Source organism: Chromobacterium sp. CCUG 30098 (assembly GCF_059916605.1).
Genome location: NZ_JAUCGS010000008.1, coordinates 163845 through 185842, shown reverse-complemented (window position 1 = coordinate 185842; position 21998 = coordinate 163845). Strand labels below are relative to the sequence as shown.

Annotated in this window: 22 protein-coding genes; 9 read left to right on the top strand and 13 right to left on the bottom strand. The window is 66.3% G+C overall.

Translation table 11 applies throughout. From position 1 onward, the window contains the following. Positions 1-29: 29 nt before the first annotated feature. The 7 genes from crcB to QUG03_RS18050 form a co-directional block, all read right to left on the bottom strand. On the bottom strand, positions 30-419 hold the full coding sequence (crcB, locus tag QUG03_RS18080; protein ID WP_107799641.1) for a fluoride efflux transporter CrcB: 390 nt from the start codon (positions 417-419) through the stop codon (positions 30-32). Positions 420-642: 223 nt separating this feature from the next. Further along, positions 643-1005, bottom strand: coding sequence for a roadblock/LC7 domain-containing protein (locus tag QUG03_RS18075; protein ID WP_048410238.1), 363 nt, complete (start codon positions 1003-1005; stop codon positions 643-645). Positions 1006-1053: 48 nt separating this feature from the next. Continuing rightward, the gene (locus tag QUG03_RS18070) at positions 1054-1686 is read right to left on the bottom strand and encodes a peptidase M23 (RefSeq protein WP_227107887.1); all 633 of its coding nucleotides are present in this window, start codon (positions 1684-1686) and stop codon (positions 1054-1056) included. Then, positions 1683-2231 (bottom strand): GTP-binding protein, encoded by a 549-nt coding sequence (locus QUG03_RS18065; RefSeq protein ID WP_107799639.1) that lies wholly within the window; start codon positions 2229-2231, stop codon positions 1683-1685. The genes QUG03_RS18070 and QUG03_RS18065 overlap by 4 nt, the downstream gene beginning before the upstream one ends. Before the next feature lie 18 nt (positions 2232-2249). Then, positions 2250-3302 (bottom strand): hypothetical protein, encoded by a 1053-nt coding sequence (locus QUG03_RS18060; protein ID WP_500820606.1) that lies wholly within the window; start codon positions 3300-3302, stop codon positions 2250-2252. A gap of 8 nt (positions 3303-3310) precedes the next feature. Next, a complete protein-coding gene (locus tag QUG03_RS18055; RefSeq protein WP_500820605.1) occupies positions 3311-4696 on the bottom strand; it encodes a type IV pilus assembly protein FimV in 1386 nt (461 codons plus the stop codon). Continuing rightward, entirely contained in the window at positions 4689-5468 is a 780-nt protein-coding gene (locus tag QUG03_RS18050; RefSeq protein WP_500820604.1) for an oxygen-binding di-iron domain-containing protein, read from the bottom strand. The genes QUG03_RS18055 and QUG03_RS18050 overlap by 8 nt, the downstream gene beginning before the upstream one ends. Positions 5469-5716: 248 nt before the next feature. Here QUG03_RS18050 and hmpA point away from each other — a divergent pair, with 248 nt between their 5' ends. The 3 genes from hmpA to QUG03_RS18035 all read left to right on the top strand — a co-directional run bounded on the left by hmpA (position 5717) and on the right by QUG03_RS18035 (position 8536). Then, entirely contained in the window at positions 5717-6934 is a 1218-nt protein-coding gene (gene hmpA, locus QUG03_RS18045; protein WP_500820603.1) for an NO-inducible flavohemoprotein, read from the top strand. Between the two features lie 198 nt (positions 6935-7132). Further along, positions 7133-7582: an Rrf2 family transcriptional regulator gene (locus tag QUG03_RS18040; protein ID WP_235088217.1), complete on the top strand. Its 450-nt coding sequence runs from the start codon at positions 7133-7135 to the stop codon at positions 7580-7582. A 96-nt stretch (positions 7583-7678) separates the two neighbouring features. Next, positions 7679-8536 (top strand): endonuclease, encoded by an 858-nt coding sequence (locus tag QUG03_RS18035; RefSeq protein WP_500820602.1) that lies wholly within the window; start codon positions 7679-7681, stop codon positions 8534-8536. A 19-nt stretch (positions 8537-8555) separates the two neighbouring features. Here the strand turns inward: QUG03_RS18035 and QUG03_RS18030 are convergent, their stop codons facing one another. Genes QUG03_RS18030 through QUG03_RS18015 form a run of 4 tightly spaced genes read right to left on the bottom strand, consistent with a single transcriptional unit; the run spans position 8556 to position 12446 of the window. Then, entirely contained in the window at positions 8556-9413 is an 858-nt protein-coding gene (locus QUG03_RS18030) for a carbohydrate ABC transporter permease (protein WP_500820601.1), read from the bottom strand. 16 nt (positions 9414-9429) lie between these two features. Continuing rightward, on the bottom strand, positions 9430-10296 hold the full coding sequence (locus QUG03_RS18025; protein WP_500820600.1) for a carbohydrate ABC transporter permease: 867 nt from the start codon (positions 10294-10296) through the stop codon (positions 9430-9432). A 10-nt stretch (positions 10297-10306) separates the two neighbouring features. Then, the gene (locus QUG03_RS18020; protein WP_107799630.1) at positions 10307-11551 is read right to left on the bottom strand and encodes an ABC transporter substrate-binding protein; all 1245 of its coding nucleotides are present in this window, start codon (positions 11549-11551) and stop codon (positions 10307-10309) included. A 28-nt stretch (positions 11552-11579) separates the two neighbouring features. Then, positions 11580-12446, bottom strand: a complete 867-nt coding sequence (locus tag QUG03_RS18015; protein ID WP_500820599.1) for a glucosamine kinase nucleotide-binding domain-containing protein — start codon at positions 12444-12446, stop codon at positions 11580-11582. A gap of 232 nt (positions 12447-12678) precedes the next feature. Here QUG03_RS18015 and QUG03_RS18010 point away from each other — a divergent pair, with 232 nt between their 5' ends. Together QUG03_RS18010 and QUG03_RS18005 are read left to right on the top strand one after the other, a co-directional pair. After that, entirely contained in the window at positions 12679-13890 is a 1212-nt protein-coding gene (locus tag QUG03_RS18010) for an ROK family transcriptional regulator (RefSeq protein WP_227107905.1), read from the top strand. 128 nt (positions 13891-14018) lie between these two features. Further along, positions 14019-15701: a glycoside hydrolase family 9 protein gene (locus tag QUG03_RS18005; RefSeq protein WP_500820598.1), complete on the top strand. Its 1683-nt coding sequence runs from the start codon at positions 14019-14021 to the stop codon at positions 15699-15701. A gap of 71 nt (positions 15702-15772) precedes the next feature. Here the strand turns inward: QUG03_RS18005 and QUG03_RS18000 are convergent, their stop codons facing one another. Next, a complete protein-coding gene (locus QUG03_RS18000) occupies positions 15773-17092 on the bottom strand; it encodes a DEAD/DEAH box helicase (protein ID WP_107799626.1) in 1320 nt (439 codons plus the stop codon). Between the two features lie 519 nt (positions 17093-17611). On the opposite strand from QUG03_RS18000, the gene QUG03_RS17995 reads away from it, so the two are divergent. Both QUG03_RS17995 and QUG03_RS17990 read left to right on the top strand, forming a co-directional pair. Next, entirely contained in the window at positions 17612-19141 is a 1530-nt protein-coding gene (locus tag QUG03_RS17995; protein WP_500820597.1) for an EAL domain-containing protein, read from the top strand. A gap of 76 nt (positions 19142-19217) precedes the next feature. Then, a complete protein-coding gene (locus QUG03_RS17990; protein WP_500820596.1) occupies positions 19218-20045 on the top strand; it encodes an AcrVA2 family anti-CRISPR protein in 828 nt (275 codons plus the stop codon). A 23-nt stretch (positions 20046-20068) separates the two neighbouring features. Here QUG03_RS17990 and QUG03_RS17985 read toward each other — a convergent pair whose 3' ends face one another. Beyond that, a complete protein-coding gene (locus tag QUG03_RS17985; protein WP_107799623.1) occupies positions 20069-20866 on the bottom strand; it encodes a response regulator in 798 nt (265 codons plus the stop codon). A 301-nt stretch (positions 20867-21167) separates the two neighbouring features. On the opposite strand from QUG03_RS17985, the gene flgB reads away from it, so the two are divergent. Both flgB and flgC read left to right on the top strand, forming a co-directional pair. Beyond that, on the top strand, positions 21168-21581 hold the full coding sequence (gene flgB / locus QUG03_RS17980) for a flagellar basal body rod protein FlgB (RefSeq protein ID WP_019102825.1): 414 nt from the start codon (positions 21168-21170) through the stop codon (positions 21579-21581). Beyond that, positions 21581-21991, top strand: coding sequence for a flagellar basal body rod protein FlgC (gene flgC, locus QUG03_RS17975; protein WP_019102824.1), 411 nt, complete (start codon positions 21581-21583; stop codon positions 21989-21991). The genes flgB and flgC overlap by 1 nt, the downstream gene beginning before the upstream one ends. Positions 21992-21998 lie beyond the last annotated feature (7 nt).

The following is a 21998-nucleotide window of genomic DNA, read 5'->3' as shown; positions in this document are numbered from 1 at the left end:
GAACGGCTAAGCGCGTTCTTGGACGGCGTTCAGCTCTTGAGCGCGCGCAGCCACTGCCAACTGGCGATGCCGGCGAGGGTGGCCAGCAGCGAACCGCAGACATGGACGGCGACGGCGGTCAGCGCCGGCAGCAGCCGCTGTTGCTGCAGCAGGGAGACGACTTCGGCGGAGAAGGTGGAGAAGGTGGTCAGGCCGCCGCAGAAGCCGGTGATCACCAGCAGCCGCCATAGCGGCGACACGCCCGGCGCGCTGGCGAAGAAGGCGACGGCGAGGCCGATGATGTAGCCGCCGACCAGATTGGCGGCCAGGGTGCCCGGCGGCAGGCTGGGCCACAGGCTGTTGAGCTTGACGCCCAGCGCCCAGCGCAGCAGCGCCCCCAGCGCGGCGCCGACGGAGATGGCGAGTATGGTTTTCCACATGGAGCGGGTCTGGCATAAAAGCAAAACCCTATTGTGCCGGCCAGACGCCGCCAAGTATAGGCCGGTTTGCCGGAGCGAGTTCAAAGCCTCGCGCGCCGGGGCGAGACCAGGCGAAACCGCCGAGAAGGCGGAACGCGCAAGGGGGAATGGGCGTTTCCGAAGCGGCTTTCAAGGCCTTTGCCCGGCTAGCCCGCCTACGTGCAGCAGACATTGAGCCGTTGATTTAAAGGATTTCGGCAATGCTGCGCGCCGCGCGCTTGGCGTCCAGAAAAATCAGGCCCAGCTTGGCCTCGCGCCGCGCGATCACGGTCAGCACCGCGTCAGGGCTGGCGTGGCTCATCAGGATGTAGCCGTGTTCTCCCTTGACCATCACCTGTTCCAGGCCGCCGCGCGCCAGTTCGCGCGCGGTGCGCTCGCCCAGGGACAGCATCGCCGCCGCCATCGCGCCGACCCGGTCCTCGTCCACCTCTTGCGGCAGCAGCGCCGCCATGGTCAGCCCGTCGGCGGAAATGATGGCGGACGCTTCGATGTCGGCGGACGCGCCGTTGAGGTCGCTCAGAATGGATTTGAGCATTTGTTCACGCATGGGTTTCTCCTGGATTGTTCAATGCGCCGGCCGCCGCGCGGCCGGGGTTCAGGCGTAGCGGCGCACCAGCAGCTCCACCAGGCCGACGAAGGCTTCGCTTTGCAGCCGCGGTTCGCCGCCTATGATCAGCGCGAAGGCCTGCTGCGCCACGTGCAAGGGGTAAAAGGCCAGCTGGCTGCGGCCGGCCGGATCCACCGAGGCCCAGGCGGCGCTGCCCAGGTTGAGGTGGTTCTTGAGCAGCAGGTGATGCCGGCGGCTCAAGGACATGAGGTCGCCGGCCAGCGCGGCGATTTCCTCGGCGGTTTCGTGGCGGAAGCCCGCGGTGGCGTAATAGAGGCCGTTGTCGTCGGCCAGCAGCGCCTGGCCGCTGCCGGACAGCGCCGCCAGCAGCTCCGGCAACTGGCTTTCCAGGTTGCCGGCGGCGGCCGGCCGCGGCTCGGCGGTGCCGTGGACGAATTCCAGCCGTTGCAAGCGGTAAAGGGTGGCCAGCGCTTGCTCCAGTTCGTCGTCGCACCATTCGCTGAGCAAGGGTTCGCTTAACGGCACCGCATGGCCCAGCCGCAGGATGTTGAGCAGCAGACGGCGGGTCAGGTCGGCCTCCGCGCCGGCGACGGCGTAAAAGGCGCCGGCCGGCGTGGCCATTGGATAAAGCGGCCCGCTCAGACGCAGTTCTTCGTTCATTGCGGTTCTCCCAGGCCAGGGTCTATCGAGTACAGCAGCGCCAGCAGCAGCTGTTTGATGTCTTCGCGGCGGCGGCAGTCCACTTCGAACACCGGCGCGCTCAGCCCGCGGGCGGCCAGGGCGTCGGCGTAGACGGCGGTGGCGGACAGCGGCGCGAGGTCGGTCTTGCTGACGCCCAGCGCCAGCGGCGCGCGACGCAGCAGCGGCTCGAAGGCGCGCAGGAAGAAGCCGAGGTCTTGCAGCGGATTGGCGCGGCTGTGGTCCAGCAGTAGGATCAGGCCGATGCTGCCGCGGCTGACGATGTCCCACATGAAGTCGAAACGCTCTTGGCCAGGGGTGCCGTAGAGGTGGATCTTGGTGTCGGCGTCCAGGCGCAACATGCCGTAGTCCAGCGCCACCGTGGTGTGGTCCTTGCGATGCAAGGTCATGTCGCTGGCCTTGGCGTCGGTGCGGATCGGGGCGATGTCGCTGATGGCGGCGATGGCGGTGGTCTTGCCCGCGCCCACCGGGCCCGCGAAGAGGATTTTGTTATCTGGGCTGCGCATGATGGAAGGTCGTGAGGCTCACAAACGGGTCACTTTTTGCAAGAGTCGGGACAGGAGGCCGGCGCGTTCGGGCGCGATGGCGTCGGGGCGCACCGGCGCGCTGGAGATCACTTTCAGGGGCGGCGCGTCGCTGTTCCAGTCCAGCAGGCCCAGCGCGTGGGCCGCGGAGAGGAAGGTGCAGGCGTGTTCGGGATCGACGCGCAGCAGCCGGATGATGATGCGCAGCGTGGCCGGCGTCTTGGTCAGCAGCGCGCTCAGTCGCGTCGCGTCCGGCAGCGCCGCCAGCCGGGTCAGGTTGGGCCACTGCCTCAGCCGCAGCGGAGTGTCCGCGCCGATGCCGGCCGGCAGCCGGCCCTGGCTGCTCCAGATCGCCAACTGCCACAGCAGCGCCGGCAGCGGCTGGGTGATGACGCCGGCGCTGGCGCCGGCGGCTTGAGCGTGCAGCGCGGGCGCGTCTTGCCGGCAGAGCTCGCGCAATTGCTCCACCGGCTGCAGGCATTGCGCTTGCGCGCGGTCCGGCCGCAGCCACAGCAGCGGCCGGCCCTCGGCCAGCAGGAGCGCCGGCCGAGGCTGGCGCGCCAGCCGCGTCGTTGCGCCGAGCAGGCCGCGTCGGGGGTCGAAGCGGGTGATGGAGATCGACGGCATGGACGGCGGCGGAGCCGGAGCGGCGACCGGTTCGGGCCGGGGCGCGGGCGCCGGGAGCGCTTCCGCTGCCCTTGCCGCGTCGGGCGCGCGCCGCAGCGCCGCTTGCAGTTGAGGAAACAGGGTCTCCACCCGCAGCGGCTTGGCCAGCGTCGGGACGGGCGCGCGCTCCGGCGGCGTCGCGGCGACGATCAGGGCCGGCAGCGCCGGATGACGCTGGCGGAATGTTTCCCAGGCCTGCCAGCCGACGGGGCTGTCGACATCGACGATGGCCAGGTCCGGCGCGCGTTCGTCGGACGGGGACTCGAGCAAGCGGTAGCGCAAGCTGTGGTGCAGGCGGAAGGCCATGCGCAGCAGGGCCAGCTTGCGATCGTCCATGCCGACGGCGAGCACGGCGATATCGGGGGCGGGAGGGGCGGCGCGCGGCATGGGCGTGCTCAGGCGGCCAGCATGCGCCGGCGGGCGGGGCCGGCGTCGGCGTCGAAACCGGCCAGCTGCGCGCTGACTTCCAGCGGCAGTTGGGCCACATGGCCGCGCAGTTGCCGCAATAGCCACTGGAAGCGCGCCCGGTCGTCCTGGCGGCGGTATAGCTGCAACAGGGGAGGATAGTTGGCGGCGTCCTCCGGCCGGCTCAGCACCGCTTGCTCCAAGGTCTGGATCGCCATGTCGACCTGGCCTTCGTTGAGGTAGGCGTCGGCCTCGCCGCGCGCGTCCAGATTCTCGGCCGCCTCCGTCTCGGTCTGCCGCGTCACCAGCGGCCGGCGCTGAGGCGCGGCGGCCGGAGGCGCGCCGCTGAAGCCGAAGCTGCGGCCGATGCGTTCCAGTTCCGGCCTGTCCGGGCGTCGCGCCAGCAGGTCCAGCACCGGATGGGCGCCCAGCAGCCAGCCGGCGTGGATCAATTGTTCCTTGAGGCCGGCGCCGTGTTCGCCCAGCGCCAGATGGAAGCGCCATAGCGTCCGCGCATAGCGCGGCAGCTGGCGTTGCCGGTAATGCGCGTGCAGCAGGTCCAGCAAATGCGTCAGCGAGTGGGGGCGCAAGGTCAGCGTCTGTTCCAGCGCCGCCGTCGCCGCCGCGTATTCCTGCCAGCGCAGCCAGACTTTGGCCTGACGCTCGGCCGGCAGCAGCGCGGCGATGGCATCTTTCTCCCGCTCATTCAGCGGAAACAGCGGGGCGCAGCCGTGCAGCAAGACTTGCGGCCGTCCGGCTACGGGAGGCGAGGGTTGAGACGGATGGGCGGTGAGGACGGCTGCCGTGGTTTCCTCGGCGTCTTCCGCCGCCAGTTCCGGCGCGTCGTCGCCCAGGCGCAGGCCGATGGCCTCCGGCCCCCAGCCCAGCCTTTGTTCCGCCAGCACGCGCAGGGCCAGCTGATTGCGCTCGATGCGCAGGCCGGCTTCCACCGCTTGTTCCAGCGCTTCCCGTCCAATCAGCGCCAGATCGTGCTGTCGTTCCAGCATCGCGGCGTAGTCGTCCAGCGCGCCGGTCTTGAGGTAGAGGCCGGCCAGCCGCAGCAACTGCTTGGAGGAGTGCGGCGCCTGCCGGTCCACATAGTGGCGCAGGGCCTGCGCCGCCTGTTCCAGATAGCCGAACTCGATGAAGATGTCGACTTCGGCGAGCGAATCCAGCTCGTCCACCTGATAGGGCTGCTCGGCGTCGCCGGCGTCCGTTGGGTCCGGCTCGGCCAAGGAGATGTCCTCGTCCCGCGCTTGCGCGGCGCGGTCGCGGCGAGCCTGCCAGCGCAGCGCGGCCAGCAAGGCGAGCAGGCCCATGGCCAGCGCCAGGCCGACGACCAGATCGACGGGGTTCTGCGGCAGCCAGTCAGTCATGGCGCGGCGGCGGCGTGAAATCGGCGGGGCCGATCAGATCGGTGCCGCATTCCAGGGTTTCGAACCAATCCAGAAAACGCTTCACCATGGGCTTGCCCTGGAAGGAGCCGCCGTGTTGCGGCACGATCCATTCGATGTCCAGCCGGCGGACCATGTCCACCCACAGCCGGCAGGCTTTGTTGTTGGACATATAGCGGCGATGGAAGGCGAGCATGTGGCTGTCGTGCAGGTGGGCGTCGAAGTCGCTGACCGGCAGGCCGGCCGCGTGACCGTCCATCAAGGAGGCGCCGATGTCGCCGGAGAACAGGATCTTGCTGATCGGGTCGTAGATCTGAAAAAAGCCGACCGTGTGCAAGTAATGGGCCGGCACGATTTGTAGGTCCGCGCCGCCCAGCCGCATCCACATGCCGCGCGGCGGAATCGCCACCAGCCGCCCGGCGGTGGCGCCGCGCATGCAGAAGTGGGGCAGGAAGCGGGTCCATTCTTCGGCGATAATCACCTGGGCGTCGGTGATCAGCAGCCAGCCGCCCACCGAGGCGATGATGTCCGGGTCCTGATGCGAGGCGAAGATGTAGCGGGTGTGGGAGGGCAGGAAGTAATCGGCCAGTTCCGCGATCAGGTGCTTGTAAGTGAGGTTGCCGCCGGGGTCCAGCAGAATGCCCTCGCCTTGGTCGATGATGGCGAACTGATTGGATTGTATGCCTTCGCCCTGCACCAGTTCGGTGAAGGCGACGCATTTGTGATTGCCGTCGTCGTAAAGCACCAATGCCATGAGCCGCCTCGTTTGCTTGGCCCGCCCGCGAATGGACGTGCTATGCCTAAGAATGCTCAGATATTATGCAAGCGGTATGCTTGGGGTCTTGACCTGGGTCAAGCTCACCCGGGAGGAATATTTTTACGCGGCGGTGACAGCGTCGCCATAAAGATGTATTATTTTTACATCTTTAAGCCGACCGGCGCCGAGTCGGCGTTTTTTACCCACAATAAAATGTATTAAGCACACATCTTTAGGAGCCCGCCATGTTGAGTCCCGAAACCCGCGCCCTGGTCAAAGCCACCGTTCCTGTGTTGCAGCAACACGGCCTGAGCCTGACCAGTCATTTTTATCGCCGCATGTTCAGCCATAACCCGGAGCTGAAAAACATCTTCAACCAGGGGCATCAGCACTCCGGCCAGCAGCAACAGGCGCTGGCCATGGCGGTGCTGGCCTACGCCCAGCACATAGACGACCCGTCGCCGTTGGCGCCGGTGCTGACCCGGGTGGCGCACAAGCATGTCAGCCTGGGCATCCGCGCCGAGCATTACCCCATCGTCGGCAAGCATTTGCTGGCGTCCATCCAGGAAGTGCTGGGCGAGGCGGCGACGCCGGCGCTGATAGCGGCCTGGGCCGCCGCCTACGGCCAATTGGCGGACATCTTGATCGCGGAGGAGCGAGAACTGTACCGCGCCAGCGCCAACGCCGAAGGCGGCTGGGCCGGCTGGCGGCCGTTTCGCATCGCGCGCAAGGTGGCGGAGAGCGAGGAAATCACTTCCTTCTATCTGGCGCCGGCCGACGGCGGCGCGGTGCCTGGCTTCCGGCCCGGCCAGTATGTGTCGGTCAAATGCTTCGTCGAGGAATGGGGGCTGGCCCAGCCGCGTCAGTACAGCCTGTCCGACGCGCCCAACGACGAATATCTGCGCATTTCGGTCAAGCGCGAGGACGGCGACGAGGGCAAGCCGGCGGGGCGAGTATCCAATCTGCTGCACGCGGAAAAACGGGAGGGCGACATTCTGGAGCTGAGCGCGCCTCAGGGCGATTTCTTCCTGCATGAAGAGCGCGACGGCCCAGTGGTGCTGATCAGCGCCGGCGTCGGTCAGACGCCGATGCTGTCCATGCTGCGGCATTTGCTGAGAACCGGCAGCCGCCGCGAAATCCGCTACCTGCACGCGGCTCGCCACGGCGGCGCGCACGCGATGCGCGATGGTTTGCGACAGATGCAGGAACGCCACGCGCAGCTGCGCGCCCATGTCTGCTACGAGGCGCCGCGCGCGGAGGACGTGTTGGACCGGGACTATCAGCAGCAGGGACGCCTGCAACTGAGCCAGCTGCGCGAGATGACGCTGCTGCCGGACGCCGACTATTATCTGTGCGGCCCGGTGGGCTTCATGCTGGCGCAGCGCGCCAGCCTGCTGGACTTGGGCGTGGCGGCGGAACGAGTGCATTTCGAGGTGTTCGGCTCCAACGCCGTCGGCGGCTGAGCCGCGGCAAGGCCCGCGCTCTATTGAGCGGCGGGCTTTAGAACCTGTTCAATGTCCGCCGTGCGTCCGCGATAGGGTCGGAAAGGGCCTTGAAAACAGTTTTAGAATGCTGGTGTACCATGTGTACACTTCGCTTCTTCAGCCATTTTTGCCTTGTCTCGCGCTGGCTCGCGAGGCTTTGAACAGGTTTTTAAGATCATGCAATTGACCCGTTTTACCGATCTCGGCCTGCGCGTGCTGATGTATCTGACCTGGCAGGAAGAGGGGCAGTTGGCCACCATTCCCGAAATCGCCGCCCGTTTCGAAGTGTCGCGCAACCATCTGGTCAAGGTCGTCCACTTCATGGCGCAGCAGGGCTGGCTGCAGACCAGCCGCGGCAAGGGCGGCGGCTTGGCGCTGGCGCGGGCTCCGGAGCGCTATCGCGTCGGCGAGGTGGTGCGCACGCTGGAAGGACTGTCGCAGCTGATAGACTGCGCGGACCCGCCGTGCGCGCTGCGGCCGGGCTGTAGGCTCAAGGGCGCGCTGGACGAGGCGCTGACGGCGTTTTTCCGTACGCTGGACCAATACACCTTGCGCGATATGATGGCCGCGCCCACCGGCGAGGCCATCGTCCGGCTGCATCGGCAGCCTTTGTCTGTCTCAAAATGATGTTGGCGTATTTTTTTGAGATTCACATGGATTATCATTTGTAATATTTTTTGTATCTTATTGTCGTGAACGCGGCGGGTACTTACACTGCCCGCCATGCGTTATCCCATCCTCCTCCCCATCGTTTTATTGTTGGCCGGCTGCGACGCGGCCGAATTTTCAAAAATCAGCCAATCCGCGGAAGTCAAAACCCTGGCCAAGGCCGGAGCGGCCGTGGTGCGCCAACTGGAGCAGGCGACGCGGCCCGCGGCCGAGGCCGGCGCGCCGGGCCGGGTCCAGGCGGCGCAGCTGGTCAGCGGCGTCAAGCAAGTGGGGCACCGCGATTTTTCCAACGCCAAGAAAGTGCTGCCGCGGGTGTTCTCCGGCATGGAGCAGGACTTCTATTGCGGCTGCGATTACCGCGGCAAGGCGGTGGATTGGGCGTCCTGCGGCTATGTGCCGCGCAAGTCCGAAACCCGCGCCAGCCGCATCGAGTGGGAACACGTGGTGCCGGCCTGGAATCTGGGCCATCAGCGCCAATGCTGGCAGCAGGGCGGCCGCAAGAACTGCGCGTCCAGCGATCCGGTGTTCCGCATGGCGGAAGGCGATCTGAACAATCTGGTGCCGGCGGTGGGCGAGGTCAACGGCGACCGCGCCAACTTCGCCTACGGCGCGTGGAGCCGCAAGCCGGCGACCATGTACGGCCAATGCCAATCGGTGACGGATTTCGGCAACAAGCGTTTCCAGCCGCGCGAGGAAGTACGCGGCGCGGCGGCGCGCATCACCTTGTACATGCACGCGCGCTACCAGCTGCGCATGAGCCGTCAGGATCAGCAACTGATGTGCGCCTGGGCGCGCCAGTATCCGGTTAACGCCTGGGAGCGCCGCCGCGACGCGCGCATCGTTCAACTGCAGGGCGAGGGCAATTTCCTGGTGGCGGAGCCGCAGCGGCTGGCCGAGCTGTGCGGCGCTTGAGCGCGGCGGCCGGGCGGCCTTATTTGACCGCGCCGTCCATGCCGCGCATGAAATAGCGCTGGCAAAACAGGAAGACCAGCAGCACCGGCGCGATGGTCAGCACCGCGCCGGCGGCCACCATGCGCGTGGAGGTGGCGAAAGCGCCCTTCAGGTATTGCACCCCGACGGACAGCGGGTAGAGGTCCGGGTTCTTCAGCACCACGCTGGGCCAGACATAGCTGTTCCACGACCAGACCAGGGTGAAGATGGCCAGGGTGGCCAGATAAGGCCGGCTCAGCGGCAGGCAGACGCGCCAGAACAGCTGCCAGTCGTCGGCGCCGTCCATGCGCGCGGCGGCGACGATTTCTTCGGGAATCTCCTCGAAGGCGTGCTTCATCAGAAAAATGCCGAAGGCCCCGGCCAAGGCCGGCAGCGCCACGCCGACGCGGCTGTCGTCCAGGCCCAGCCAGGACAGCGTCACGTAATTGCTGAGCACATTGGTTTCGCTGGGCAGCAGCAAGGTGGCGATGATGGCGTAAAACACCCACTGCCGGCCGCGGAAGCGCAGCTGCGCCAGCGCGAAGCCGGCGCAGCTGGAAACCAGCAGGGTGCCGGCGGTGGTCAAGGCGGAAATCAGCGCCGAGTTCCATAAAAACCGTCCCATCGGAATCTGGGTCCAGACTTCGCGAAAGTGAGCCAGCGACAAGGGCTCGGGCAAGCGCGGCGGGAAGTCGAACACCTGCTCGCCGTCGCCCAGCGCGATCATCAAGGTCCACCAAAACGGATAGCAGGCGGCGCAGGCCAGCGCCAGCATCAGCAGATAGTCCGGCAGGCGCCGCAGCGCGCGCGAACGGGTTTGCCGGGCGGGGCGGGCAAGCGGGCTTGAGACGGCGGTCATGGCGGGCGTCCTGAAACTAGCGGTGGGCCGGGCGCAGCAGGCGGAAGTTGAGGCCGGCCAGCAATAGGCAGATCACGGTCAAGAGCAGGCCGGCGGCGGCGCCGCGGCCGAAGTCCAGCTGATCGAAGCCTTGGTGGAACATGTAATACAGCACGGTATAGGTGGAATTCAGCGGGCCGCCGCGGGTCATCACCAACACTTCCTCAAAGGCTTTCAGCGCGTCCAGCGTGGAAATCAGGCTGCAAAACAGAATGGTGGGCTTCAGCATGGGCAGGGTGATGCGCCAGAAACGCTGCCAGGCGTTGGCGCCGTCCAGCAAGGCCGCTTCCTGCATTTCCGCCGGGATCGCCTGCAGGCCGGCGAGGTAGAGCACCATGTAATAGCCGACGCCGCGCCAGAAGGTGACGAACATCACGGAAAACAGCGCGATGTCCTCGTCGCTGAGAAAGCCGATTTCCTGCTGCGCCGCCAGCAGGCGCAGCCAGCGCAGCGCGCTGTTGAGCACGCCGTAATCGGCGTACATCCAGTTCCACATGATGCCGACCACGGCGACGGTGGTGATCACCGGCAGATAGACGGCGGCGCGAAACAGCTTGACGCCGCGCAGCGGCTGGTTGGCCAGCAGCGCCAGCGCGATGGCGGCCAATTGGATGACCGGCACCACCAGCAGATAGAGCAGGGAATTGCGCAGCGCGCGCCAGAACACCTCGTCCTGCAGCAAATAGTCGAAGTTCTCCAACCCCGCCCACTGCGGCGGCGACAGCAGATCGTAGCGAGTGAAGGCCAGATAGCTGCCGAACAGCAGCGGCCAAAAGGTGAACGCCGCCATCAGCAGCAGGGCCGGGGCCAGGAACAGCCAGGCGTTGCGGGCGCTGGATTTCATCGCGGCGCGCTTACTTCAGCTGCCGGTTCCAGAAGGCGGCCGCCTCGTCCAGCGCCAGCTGGGCGTCCTTGCGGCCGGTGACCGCCGCCTCCACGCTGTCCACCAGTTTTTTCTTCAGGTCCGCCAGCCGCGGCACGCCGCCCAGGCTGAAGGTGCGGATGTCCGGCGCGGCCTTGGCGCCCTGGGCGCGGGCGACGTCGACCAGGCTGCCGCCGGCCTGGGTGAAGTAAGGATCGCGCAGCGCGGCGCGGGTGGAGGGGAAGGTGGCGCCGGTGACTTTGGAAAACGCCAGTTGCTGCGCGTCGCTGGTCAGGAAGCGGGCGAACTTGATCGCTTCGGCCTGGGTGGGCGCCGGCAAGCCCTTGGACACCGCCCAGCCGAACTGATAGCCGCCCTGAACCACGCCGGTGGGTCCCAGCGGCGCCGGCTGCACCCGGCTGACCGCGAAAATGGCGCGGGCGTCGGTCTGAGTGCGCCGCACCGCGGTGGGCGCGGTCTCCATCATCGCCAGCCGGCCGCTGTTGTAGAGCTTGACGCTGGCCTGGTAGTTGTCGTCGGCGAACAGGTTCTCCTTGGCCAGCGCGCCGGCTTTGTAGGCGTCGGCGTATTGGCGCAGCAAGGCCGCGTGCGCCGGGCTGTTGAAGACCGCCTTGCCGTTTTGCAGCAAGGGCAGGCCGCGGCCCAGCATGATGCCGTCGATCTGCCCCAGTTGCGGCAGCAGGCCGGGCACGCCGGTCTTGGCGCGGATGGCCTTGGCCGCGGCCAGCTGCTGTTCCAGGCTGAGCAGCTGGCGCGCCGGGTCCAGGCCGGCTTTACGGAACAATTCACCGTTGAGCACCAGCACGTTGACGTTGTTGTACCAGGGATAGGCGTAGAGCTTGCCGGCCACGCTGAGGTCGGCCAGCGCATTGGGCAGATAGCCGGCCTTGTCCGCGGCCAGCGCGCCGTCCAGCGGCAAGAGCGCGCCTTTCTGCGCGTATTTGTACAGCCGCGGCACGTCGTGGTTGATCAGCGCCGGCGGCTTGCCGGCGGCGATGGCGGCGTTGAGCTTGGTTTCGAAGCCCTCGTTGAACACGTCCACCCAGCGCAATTCGACATTGGGGTGCTGCGCCTCGTACTGCTTCTTCGCCGCGGCGAAGTAGGCGTCGAACTGAGGCTTGAGCGAGTCGGTCCAGTACTCGACCACGATCTTGTCGGCGCGGGCCGGGCCGGCCAGGGCCAGCAGGCCGGCGAGCAGCAGCGGGGAGAGGCGCATGGGATGTCCTTATGGAGTGAGGAGGGGGTCAGTCGGCCAGCAGGAGCAGCGCGCCGGCGCAGGCGTCGCCTTGCGGCGAACTGAGGCGGCCGGCGAATTCCGGCGGCAGCCAATCGCGCAGCGCCTGGCCCAGGCCGCCGCACAAGGCCGTCGGCAAACTCTCGTCTGGATCCAGCGCCTTGGCGATGGACCAGGCATCGCGGCCGGCCTGGCGCAGCAATTCGGCGGCCAGAGAGTCGCGGCGGCCATTGGCCACCACCAGCGGCGCCAACTGCGCGAACAGCGTGGGCGTGGCGCGGCCGTTCCAGGTCATCATCGCCTGCCAGTCGCCGCCGACATGTTTCAGCACCGCCCGGGTCAGCGGCGTGGCGGCCTGGCGGCCGTCCAGCGCCATCTGCGCGTATTGCGCGGCGCGTTGGCCCAGCCAGGCGCCGCTGGCTTCGTCGCCGCTGGGATAACCCCAGCCGCCCGCCTCGCGATGACTGCCGTCCGGATACAGCGCTTCGCCTATGCTGCCGGTGCCCAGCGCCACGATCACACCGGGCCGGCCGCCGTGGGCGCCCAGCAAGGTGGTGTAGCCGTCGGTGGCCAGGCGCAGACGGGCGTAGCCTGGATCGGCGGCGCGGAAGGCGGCCGCCCAAGCGGCGTTGTGCACGCCGGACAGGCCCAGACCGATCGCGCATCGCGCCGGCGGCGCCGGCGGCAGGCCGGCTTGGGCGAAGGCGTGGGCGACGACTTCGTTCACGGCGTCCCAGGCTTGCGGCACGCCGCGCGACAGCGCGGAGGGGCCGCCTTCGGCGCGGGCGAGCAGGCGGCCGGCGGCGTCGCACAGGCAGACGCGGGTGCCGCTGCCGCCGCCGTCAACGCCCAGGCGGTATTCAAAAGCTTCAGTCACGGTGCTGTCCTTGGTCAAATGCGGGCGTCCGGCGCAAATCCCCGCAACATCATGGGTTTGCATGGCCGGCGTCCGATGCCATTAGAATTTTTGAAAATTCAATCATTACGATGGCATTTAGTCAAGTTGATTTATTTAATTGCGGCGACTGGGGCGCCTGGCTGTCGCCGCCGCCGCAACAAGGCCGGCGGACGCGCTTGTCCGCCCGGGGCCGGCTCGCCATACTGCCGGCATGAAATCTATTCCTGCAGGCCAGGACCCGCGCACGGTGGCGGGGACCAATCTGGAGCACGCCCGCGCGCACAACCGTCGCGCGGTGATCGAGACCATACGCCTGAACGGGCAGCTGACCCGCGCCGAAATCGCCCGCCTGACCGCCTTGACGCCGCAGACGGTGTCCAATATCGCGGCGGAATTGCTGGACGGCGGCATGCTGTTGGCCGGAGAGCCGATGCGGGAGGGCGCGCGCGGCCAGCCGGCGATACCCTTGAGCATCAACCCGGACGGGGCCTACTCGCTGGGCATTCAGCTGGACACCCAGTCGCTGATCGCGGTGGCGGTGGACTTGGCCGGTCAATGCCGCGCGCGAGTGGAGGCGCCGGTGAGGCGGCCGGATCCGCAACTGGCCTTGCCCTTGATCGAAGAGGTGGTGGGCCGGCTGCGCGCCGAGTCGGGCATAGACTGGGGGCGGGTGCTGGGCCTGGGTCTGGTGATGCCGGGCCCTTTCGGCGTCGAGGGCATGAGTTCGGTCGGCCCCACCACCTTGCCGGGCTGGGAGGAGGTGGACGCGGCGGCGCAGCTGGAGCGCAGGCTGGATCTGCCTGTCCTGCTGGAAAAAGACGCCACCGCGGCCGCCATCGGCGAGCGGCTGTACGGCCGCGCCGCCGCGCTGCGCAACTTCGTTTATCTGTTTATCGGCGCCGGGCTGGGAGCGGGCTTGTTCCTGGACGGGCGCTTGTACGCGGGTGTCCGCCACAACGCCGGCGAGATCGGCCACATGATCGTGATGCCGGACGGACGGCCCTGCGATTGCGGCAACCATGGCTGCCTGGAGCGCTATGTGTCGCTGCGCGCGCTATACGAAACGCTGGGCCTGGCCGACGACGCGGAGCTGGCGGCCCGCAGCCTGCAGCGGCCGACGCCGGAGATCTGCTACGGCATCGAGCGCTGGCTGGCCACCGCCGCGCCGCCGCTGCGCCAGGCGATCAATATCCTGGAAAGCCTGCTGGACATCGAGGCGGTGGTGATAGGCGGTTTTCTGCCGCCGGCCTTGCTGGAGCAGCTGGAGCAGCGGCTGCATCCGCTGCCGGTGTCTATCCGGCAAAGCTGCGGCCCGCGGGTGCTGCTGGGCGGAGCCGGCCGCGATACGGTGGCGCTGGGCGCGGCGGCCCTGCCGATCTTCGACGAGTTCAATCCGCAGTACGAGGTTTTGCTCAAAGCCTGAGAAGCGGTTGGCGAATCGGCGTCACGGCGAGATCTTTTTATGTCATTGGCTTGACCTGGCCATCGCGGCGCGTAAATATTGCCCATCATTAAAGCAAAACGCTTTATTTAATTGAACGGGGGCGCGCCATGAAGATTCTGCTGAACCATATCGGTTTCGAACCGCAAGCGTCCAAGCTGGCCTTGTTGCAGGCGCCGGCCCAGGCCGCGCCGACGGCGCTGGTCTTGCTGGATGCCGAGGGGCGCGCCGCGACCGAAATCCCTTTGCAGCCGCAGGGCATGGCGGAGGGATGGCCGGAGTGGCATTACTGGCAGGCGGATTTCAGCGGCTGGACGCGGCCAGGCCGTTATCGGCTGTGGCTGCGGGACAGCGCGCCGCCGGTGATCAGCCATGAGTTCGAGGTGGGGCCGGGCTGCCTGGGCGGGCAGGTGTTGTCCGACCTATTGCATTATTTCAAGTCGCAGCGCTGCAGCGGTCTTTACGACCAGGCGGATCGCGCGGCGCCGGAGTGGGGCGGCGAAGCGCGGCGGGACGTGCGCGGCGGCTGGTTCGACGCTTCCGGCGACTGTTCCAAATACCTGTCGCACCTGTCTTACGCCAACTTCATGAATCCGCAGCAGACGCCCTTGCTGGCCTGGGGGCTGATGGCCGGCCGCGAGGCGCTGCCGCCGCAGCCGCGCTGGTTCGACGAGCGCATGGTGGACGAGGCGCTGCATGGCGCGGACTTTCTGTTGCGGATGCAGCATTCGTCGGGATTTTTCTATATGACGGTGTTCGATGGCTGGAGCAAGGCGCCGGAACAGCGCGAACTGTGCGCCTATTCCACTCAGCGCGGGCTCAAGTCGGGGCGTTTTCAAGCCGGCTTCCGCCAGGGCGGCGGCCTGGCGATCGCCGCGCTGGCGCGCGCGGCGGAATTGCCGCGCGACGGCGAGTTCGGTCGTGGCGATTATCTGGCCGCGGCGCGGCGCGGCTTCGCCCATCTGCAGCAATACAATGCGCGCTATCTGGACGACGGCAGCGAAAACCTCATCGACGACTATTGCGCCCTGCTGGCCGCTTGCGAGCTGTACGCGGCCAGCGGCGAGCCGGTGTTCGCCGACGCCGCTGACCGCCGCGCGCGGCGGATATTGGCGCGGCAGGACGAGACGGGCCGCTTCTGGATGGACGCGGAGCGCCGGCGCAGTTTTTACCACGGCGCCGACGCCGGCTTGCCCTATCTCGCCTTGTTGCGCTTCGCCGCGGTGTTGCCGGCTTCGCCGTTGGCGAGCGCCGCGCGGCAGGCGGTCCGGCGGGGGCTGGAGGCCGAAATGGCGCTGACGGCGGCGGCGGGCAATCCTTTCGCCTATCCGCGGCAATGGGTGGCCCGCGACGGCGAGGAGGGCGCGGCGCGCTTTTTCATGCCGCAAACCAATGAAAGCGCTTATTGGTGGCAGGGAGAAAACGCGCGGCTGGCGTCGCTGGCCGCCGCGAGCTGCGCCTTGGCGGAGAGGGAGGAGGGGGACGCTCGCGCGGCGATGCTGAAGTACGCGCAGGGCGCGCTGGACTGGATTCTGGGGCGCAATCCCTTCGACGTTTGCATGCTGCAGGGCTGGGGTCGTAATAATCCGCGCTATGAGCCGGGCTATTACAACGCCTGCGGAGGGGTGTGCAATGGAATCACCGCCGCGCCGGGCGCGGACGAGGGCATCGCCTTCCTGAGCCCGGAACAGACCGATATCAGCCAGTCCTGGCGCTGGACCGAGCAATGGCTGCCGCACGGCGCCTGGCTGTTTCTGGCCCTGGCTTTGCGTGGAAGGGCGGACGGCGCTTGAAATGCGAAACGCCATCGGCAAGCCGATGGCGTTCTGTTTCAGCGGCCCCCGCTGCCGGGGGCGTCTGAGATTTACTGCTGCTGGGTGCTGCGCGGACCGCGATTGCCCTGATAGCCGCCTTCGCGGCGTTGGCCTTGGTAGCCGCCTTCGCGACGATTGCCGTAGCCGCCGCGACCACCGCCGCTGCCCGGACGGCGATCACCGTAGCCGCCTTTGCCGCTGGTGTTGCGACGCGGGCCTTTCGGCGGGCGACGGGTGGGTTCCATGCCTTCGATCACGCCTTCGGTGATCTGACGCTTCAGGTACTGCTCGATGCGGCGCACCTTGTGGAATTCCTTGGACTCCGCCAGGGTGATGGCGGTGCCGTCGCGACCGGCGCGGCCGGTGCGGCCGATGCGGTGCACGTAGTCTTCAGCCTGTTTCGGCAGGTCGAAGTTCACCACGTGGGTGATGGTGGGCACGTCGATGCCGCGTGCCGCCACGTCAGTGGCCACCAGGATCTTGATGCGGCCGCGACGCAGATCGTTCAGCGTGCGGTTACGCCAGCTTTGCGGCATGTCGCCGTGCAGGCAGGCGGCGGAATAGCCCTGGTCGGACAGCTTGTCGGCCAGTTCTTCGGAGTAAGCTTTGGTGGCGGAGAAAATCACGCACTGGTCGAAGCCGGACTCTTTCAGGATGTGATCCAGCAGACGGTGTTTGTGGTTCAGGTCGTCCGCGTACAGCAGGTGCTCTTCGATGGTGCCGCCCGAGGTCTCGGTGCGGGCGATCTCGATGCGTTGCGGATCGCGGGTCATCTTCTCGGCCATGCGGCCCACGGTGCCGTCCAGCGTGGCGGAGAACAGCACGGTCTGGCGGGTTTCCGGAGTGGCTTTGACGATGGTCTCGATGTCTTCGATGAAGCCCATGTCCAGCATGCGGTCGGCTTCGTCCAGCACCAGCATTTCCAGGCGGGAGAAGTCGATGCGGCCGGAGCGCATGTGGTCCATCAGACGGCCGGGAGTGGCCACGATCAGGTCTACCGGACGCGACAGCGCGCGGGTCTGGTAGCCGAAGGAGGAGCCGCCCACCAGACAGACGGTTTTCATCCAGCGCAGGTCCTTGCCGTATTCCAGCGCGTTCTTTTCCACTTGCTGGGCCAGTTCGCGGGTCGGGCACAGCACCAGTACGCGCGGGCCCTGGCCTTTGCCGGTGGAGCGCTCGGACAGCTTGGTCAGCGCCGGCAGCAGGAAGGCTGCGGTCTTGCCGCTACCAGTTTGGGCGGAAACCAGCAGGTCGCGGCCGGCGATGGCTGCGGGCACGGCTTGAGCCTGTACTTCGGTAGGGGAAGAGTAACCAGCGGCTTCCAGCGCGCGCAGGATGGTCGGGGCAATGCCCAGGTCGGAAAAATGCATGATGTCCTTTCAAGCCGGAAACTGCCGGCGTCACTTGTAGCCAGGTTGGTGGCGGTCGGTTATACGGCGCCTTTAAGCCGTAAATCATCGGCACTAACCTGACAAGCGGCGAACAGCGGTCCAGTCTGATGCGACATTATAAGCGTGGACGAAGCCTGGAAATGGTCAGGGACGATGAAGCAATCTCACTCGGGCTGAGGCGTGGTTTGGAATGCCCGGTGGAAACACAAGAGGCCGGACTATACGGTAAATCAGGCGGGTTTACAACTGTTTTTTCAAAACATGCCGGCTAAGTATTTGATTGTTTGCCGCTTGCCGCGGCGATTTTGCAAAAAAACTGTTGGAATCCGCAAAGACGACCGACAGCCAGGCTTGGACCAAGCGACGTCCGCTTATGGAGATTTGCTGGCTTCTAACTACACTTCAACGATGACGGGCCACGCGTGAAACCTTCGTTGAGGGCTGGCAATGAGTGGAAAAAACAGATTCGCAAGCACGGACCGGGCTCACTCCTGGTTGATGTCCTGCTCCCCTGGCGCGGCCTATGCCGTTTGCGTCGCCTTGACCCTGGCCTTGACTCTGGGCCTGGCGCTGGCGCTGACGGCGTGGCGCTTGCAGTCGCTGGCCGGGGAAAAGGCCGAACTGGTCGCCGGCCAGCTCACTTGGCAATTGTCGCCGGCGTTCGCCGCCTTGACGCGATTGGACACGCTGCCGCCGCCGGAGCCGGATTGCCGCGCCCAGACCCAGGCCTTGGCGGAATTGGTCCAGCGCACTTCGCTGGTGCGCTTCGCCCAGGCGCGCGGCGCCGGAGGCCTGCTATGCGCATCGCGGCGCGGCGGGGTTGTGGAGGCGGACGGCGTGGAAGGCGGGGCGAGCCTGTTGCCGGCCGGCAGCGGACAGTTGTTGCCTGGTTTGCGGCTGGCGCATACGGCCGGAGTGCTGGAGCTGGACGCCGGCCCGCTGGTCGCGCAATTGGCCCTGGCCGAGCGCGAAGGCGTGAAAGTGAGCCTGCTGGCCGGAGGGCGAGCCTTGGCCGCCAACGGCGAGGTCAGAGAGCAGGGCCCGGACGCGGGCGGCGAGGTGGCCTGGGTGCCGTCCGCGCCGGCGCGCATCGGCGTGTTGGCGGCGCCGCAATGGGGAGCGGCGCCCTTGCTGGTGCTGAAAACCCAGTGGCTGGCCTTGTTGCTGGCCACGGCGCTGGGCTGCGGCATCGCCTGGGGCGCGCGCCGCGGTTCGGGCGGGCGCAAGGCGACGGGGTGGGAGATATCCGAGGGCATTCGGCAAAAAGAGTTCTTCGCTCATTATCAGCCCATCGTCACCGCGGCCAGCGGCGAATGCGTCGGCGTGGAAGTGCTGGCGCGCTGGCGGCACCCGGTGCAGGGCAATGTGCGCTCCGAGCTATTCATCCAGACGGCGATCGAGGCCGGCTTGATCGTGTCGCTGACGCGCTACATGTTGCGGCGGGTGGCCGAGGAGTTGAAGCAGATCGTGCTGCCGCCCGGCTTTATGGTGGGGCTCAATATTTCCACCGAGCATCTGGCCTTGCCCGAATTGCTGGAGGATTGCCGGCCGCTGGTCAATCTATTGCGCGAGAAGCAGGCGCAACTGGTGCTGGAGGTGTCGGAGCGGGCGCCGCTGCAAGAGGCGTCCGGCGCGCAGAAGGTGATCAACGGTTTGCGGCAGATGGGGGTGAGGCTGGCGCTGGACGACTTTGGCGCCGGCTACGCCGACAAGACCTATTTGAGCCGCTGGGGCTTTGATTATCTAAAGGTTGAAAAAGGCTATGTGTCCGCCTTGGGGCAGGATAGCCTGAAGGGCAATATTCTGGACGGCCTGCTCTTGTCCTCCAATGAAATGGGGGTGCAGGTGATTGTGAAAGGGGTGGAGACCCAGGGGCAGCAAAGCTATTTGAATGTGAAGGGCTTCGAGTATTTGCAGGGTTTTTACTTCGGCAAGCCGATGACCTTGAATCATTTCCGGCAGTGGCTGTATTCCGGCATCGCCGAAAGCCGTACCCGCCCCTCCGGCAAAAGGGAGGGCGGCGGCTGAAACCGGATCGCGGCTTGGGGCGACGGGGGCGCTTTGTTACAATGCGCCCTTTTTTGTTTCAGGAAAGGGGTAGGGAATGATGTATGCCGTGCAGCGTTATGCGGCCTCCCGTCCTTGGGCCAAGCGCGTCAGCCAGCTGTATGTTCAGGCTTTGCAGCCGTCCGCGGCGCGCAAGGACATGAAGGAAGTGATCAAGCGCGAACTGGAGCGCGCCGCCCAGGTGTTCGAAGTGGGGCAGCAGACCATTGTCGCCGAACTGGCTTTGGCGGAGTCCTGGGGCTGCTTCGCCCGCCATGGCCGCGTGATTTCCCATCTGGACGACGGCCTGGTGCAGGCCTTGGCCCACACCCGGCTGCCCTCGCAATTGCCGGATACGCTGAGCTTGCCGGCCGATGCCTTCTTTTTACATGTGCCGGGCGGCGGCGGGGCCTTCGTCTCGCATCAAGCGGAGCGCAGGGCCTTGCTGCTGACGCTGGTGGGCGAGGGCTTTTCTCGCGACGCCGCGCAATGGCTGCACGAGTCCGACGGGGTGGAGGCCTTGTTGGTCAGCTACCCGGGCGAACTGGCGCCGCAGATCGCGGCGGTGGCCGAGCGTTGGCAGGCCTTGTTGGCCGCGGTGCTCAACGGCCTGGCGATGATGACCCAGCGCAAACTGGAACGGGAGCAGGCCTGGCAGCCGGGCGCGCCGCAGCCATGGGTGGAGCAGGCCGGCGCGCCGGCTTGCGTCAAGACCCGGCAGCGCGGCCGCAGCCAATTGCTGAAAGCGGGTTTCAGCGAGGTGAGTTTCTGCCGTATTCCCGAGCTGGACGCCGCGCAGGCTTACGCAACCCAGGGTTACTGGCGGCGGCAGGCGTTTGGCGAAGCCAAGGCGAATTCGCGCCTGGTGTGGGTGGCGCCGAAATAAGAGCGGCGGCTTGGAGCCGGCTCTCAGTACTCCTGCAGCAGTTCGCGTATGGTGTCTCTGAGCTTGTTGGTGGAGAAGGGCTTGTCGCAGCAGGCCGAGACGCCGGCCGCCTCCACCTCGGCCAGCCGGTCGTGATCGGTCTCGCTGGTGATCATCAGGATGGGCGTTCGCCCCTGAGCGCTGTTCTGACGGATGTGGCGCGCCAGCTCGCAGCCGTCCATGCCGGGCATGTGGTAGTCGACGATGATCAGCTGAAAGCTTTCGTTTTCCAGCAAGGGCAGCGCGTCGGCGCCGCTGGCGGCTTCGGTGAAGTGTTCGAAGCCCAGGCGCTCCAGCACGGCGCGCACATGGCGGCGCGAGGTCTGGCTGTCGTCGACGATCAACACCTGGACGTTGGCCAGATCCGTGTCCACCTCCATGGCCAGGCTCTCGGTATTGATGAAGTCCAGCGCGTTGGCCAGCACCTCGTCCAGTTGGCCGCTGGTGAAGGGCTTGGGCAGAATGCCCAGGCTGCCGGCCTGGCGGATGGGCTCCAGCCGTTCCGGATTGGTTTCGCTTGAGACCAGAATGAAGGGCATGCCGCTGAGATCGGCGCTTTCGCGCATCTGCTGCAGCAACTGCTGGCCGGTCATATCGGGCAGATAGTAGGCGCTGATCACCAAGTCGGGGCGCGACTCGCGCGCGCGGTTGAGCAGCGCTTCGCCGTTGGGATGGATCTCCACTTTGGAGATGCCCATCTCGCCCAGCGCCTTGCTGATGATCTGCGCTTGCACATGCGATGGTTCCGCCAGCGAGATGATTAAATGTTGTACTTCCAGCATGCCTCTTCCCCCGCCTGTCTTCTCTATTTTCTCAAAGCCGCCCGCCATCGCCGGCCAATGTCTGAGTGTCGGCGATTCCGGACGTGTCTTCAATGGTTCTTATGTTGGTTTGGCACGAATTGCGCGGTGCGGCAAGCAAAATCTGTCGCTTGGGCCGGAGGCGGCAAATCTTGCCGCTCATTGTTGCCGTTTGGGCCGTTTTGGCCGAGGGTTTGACGGATTGTCTAGAAAAATCAATGCGCTGGCGTGATTGAATGGCTTGGCACGCTTCCTGCTTTATGGTCGCCTCAAGGAGGCTGACATGCTAGACAAAATCGCCAAACATTTCGACTTTCAGCAGCGAGCGCTGAATTTGCGGGCCTATCGCACCGAGGTGCTGGCCAGCAATATCGCCAACGACGAAACCCCCAACTATAAAGCGGTGGATTTCGACTTCGGCAAGGCCTTGCAGGCGCAGACCGATGCGCAGGGTCGTTTGGCGATGAATCTGACCGATGCCCGCCACCTTGCCGGGGCTGGCGGCGCGGGTAACGGCGCCGCGCTGCAATACCGCGCGGCGGTGCAGCCCAGCGTGGACGGCAACACCGTGGACATGGATGTGGAGCGGGCGGCTTTCGCCGACAACGCGGTCCGCTTCCAGTCGACGCTGACTTTTCTGAACAAGCGGATCAGCGGCCTGAGTTCGGCGATCCAGGGCCAGGGAGGCAATAGCTGATGTCTTTGTCCAATGTGTTTTCCATTTCCGGTTCGGCGATGTCGGCGCAATCGATGCGCCTCAGCCTGGTGGCCAGCAATATCGCCAACGCGGAAAGCTCGACCAGCTCCACCGGCGAGCCCTACAAAGGGCGTCACGCGGTGTTCACCGCGATTCCGGTGACGGCGGCGCAGCCGCAGGTGGCCGGCGTGCGCGTGACCGCGGTGGTCGAAGACCAGACCCCGCCGCGGCTCAAGTACGATCCGGGCAATCCGCTGGCCGACCAGCGCGGCTATGTGACGATGCCGAACGTGAATCCGGTGGAGGAGATGGCCGACATGATCGCTGCCTCCCGCGCCTATCAGAACAATGTCGAAATCATGAATACCGCCAAGACGCTGCAGCAAAAAGTGCTGCAGCTTGGCCAGTGAGGAGTTA